The sequence below is a fragment of the Dolichospermum sp. UHCC 0259 genome, assembly GCF_009711935.1.
Taxonomy (GTDB): Bacteria; Cyanobacteriota; Cyanobacteriia; order Cyanobacteriales; family Nostocaceae; genus Dolichospermum.
Map to the genome: position 1 here is coordinate 1 of NZ_VIKX01000276.1, position 2,366 is coordinate 2,366.

Genomic DNA, 2,366 nt, shown 5'->3' on the forward strand with positions numbered 1-2,366 from the left:
CACAAATAGAAAACTGACAGACCACTAGAAGGAAAAACAGATATTTACCAAAATCATCATCGGATTAAACATTGTAACGGTAATTATATTTGGATAGCATCCAAAGGCAAATGTATTCGTGATCAACAAGGTAAGCCATATCGTTTAGTAGGCATAATTACAGATATTACAGATAAGAAAATAGCCGAAGAAGAATTAAATCTTGCGAAAGAAGAAGCAGAAATTGCTAATCAAAGTAAGAGTCAATTTTTAGCAACTATGAGTCATGAAATTCGGACTCCCATGAATGCGGTAATCGGCATGACTGGACTATTACTTGATACTCAGTTGACACCACAACAACAAGAGTTTGTAGAAATTGTTCGTAATAGTGGTGATGCTATGCTGACACTGATTAATGATATTTTAGATTTCTCAAAAATTGAATCTGGCAAGCTAGAGATAGAAGAACAAACTTTTAATTTAAGAAGTTGTATTGAAGAGTCTTTAGATTTAGTTGCTTCTAAAGCTAGTGAAAAAAACTTAGAACTTGCTTATATAATGGATGCAGAAACCTATGAATTAATTAGTGGTGATGTTGCCAGACTTAGACAAATTTTAGTAAATTTACTGACTAATGCGATTAAATTTACTAAATCTGGTGAAGTGATACTTTCATTAACTAGTAAATTAAAAGATCAGTCAGATTCTGAACTGCATGAAATTATATTTACTGTTAAAGATACTGGCATAGGTATTCCCGAAGATAGAATGGACAGACTATTTAAGCCATTTAGCCAAGTTGACGCTTCTACTACTCGTCAATATGGTGGTACAGGCTTAGGCTTGGTGATTAGTCAAAAACTAGTGGAAATGATGGGTGGCAAAATTAGTGTTGAAAGTAAAGTTGGGGAAGGATCTAGTTTTTCTTTTAATATCTTTACCTCTTCTGTGAGTAAATCTGAGCTTATCCCAGGTGAAAGTCAGCGACAATTATTGGCTGATAAACGCTTATTAATAGTTGATGATAATGTCACAAATCGCCAGTTTTTGATGTTGCAGGTTCAATCTTTTGGTATGATACCAATTGTTGCTCCATCAGGACAAGAAGCTCTGGCTTATTTACAACACCAAAAATTTGATATGGCTATTTTAGATATGGAAATGCCAGAAATGGATGGTTTAACTCTGGCTCAAGAAATTCGTAAATTGCCTAATTGCCATTTATTACCTTTGATTATGCTAACTTCACTGGGGACTGCTCAGATAGAGAATCATGCCAAAATCGGAAATATTAACTTTGCCGCCTATCTCAATAAGCCTATTAAAAAATCCCATCTTGCTAATATCTTAATTAAAATTTTTAGTAATGATGTTATACCTAAAGAAAAAACTTTATCTTTAGGATCATCACAATTTAATTCTCACCTAGCAGAGCAGTTCCCATTAAAAATTCTTTTAGCAGAAGATAATGTCGTGAATCAGAAAGTAGCTGTAAATATTTTGCAGCGGCTTGGATATCGTCCTGATGTTGTTGCTAATGGTTTAGAAGTATTAATCGCTTTACAAAGACAACATTATGATGTTGTCCTTATGGATATACAAATGCCAGAGATGGATGGATTAACTGCGACACAGAAAATCTGTGAGGAATGGCCCTTATCTGCGCGTCCTTGGATTATTGCTATGACTGCTAATGCTATGCAAGGAGATCGAGAAAAATGTTTAGCAACAGGCATGAATGACTATACAACAAAACCAATTCGACTGGAAGAATTAACAAGGGCTTTGATTGGTTGCCAGAAACCAGATTTAAGGAGTCATCAAATACATGAATCTTTATCTAATAATGTGGAGGATGTTTTGGATGTAGAAACTTTAGAAGAATTAAAAAAGAGTATTTGCAATAATGTAGTTACAGAATTTTTGGTCTTAATAGATGCTTATTTAGAAGACTCTCCGCTGCGTTTGCAGGCTTTGGATGAGGCAATTACCCAAAACAAAGCTAATAATCTCAGGTTAGAAGCGCATACACTTAAATCTAGCAGTGCTATTTTTGGAGCTAAGAAATTCTCTATCCTTTGTCAAAAATTAGAATATTTAGGACGGGATGGTAATATAGCAGATGCAGCTTTGTTATTACCTCAGTTAATCCAAGAGTACCAGAAAGTAGAGGCAGCTTTAAAATTAGAACGAAAGGTAAATTCTTGATCAAAGGAGAATTAGCAATTACTAATTACTAATTACGGCTCTTGCGTCCCTTTTATGGAGAATTAATACTAAAGTGCCAGTTTAATAAACTACGTAATCTAAAATTACTAAAGTTACGAAATCCATATCCAAGTCTTTTGATTAATTTGAGTTTATTATTAATTCCTTCTACAGTA

At 33.9% G+C, this 2,366-nt stretch carries 2 protein-coding genes and 1 pseudogene; 2 read left to right on the forward strand and 1 reads right to left on the reverse strand.

Going from position 1 to position 2,366, the window contains the following annotated elements; translation table 11 throughout:
• Positions 1-36: 36 nt before the first annotated feature.
• Both FJR05_RS28080 and FJR05_RS23575 read left to right on the forward strand, forming a co-directional pair.
• A pseudogene (locus tag FJR05_RS28080) lies at positions 37-186 on the forward strand (PAS domain-containing protein); the annotation flags it as partial.
• A gap of 36 nt (positions 187-222) precedes the next feature.
• Complete coding sequence (locus FJR05_RS23575; protein WP_371416937.1) at positions 223-2,190, forward strand: response regulator; 1,968 nt, start codon at positions 223-225, stop codon at positions 2,188-2,190.
• Positions 2,191-2,242: 52 nt separating this feature from the next.
• Here the strand turns inward: FJR05_RS23575 and FJR05_RS23580 are convergent.
• The coding region (locus tag FJR05_RS23580; protein ID WP_168642427.1) for a transposase at positions 2,243-2,366 on the reverse strand (124 nt) is incomplete at its 5' end.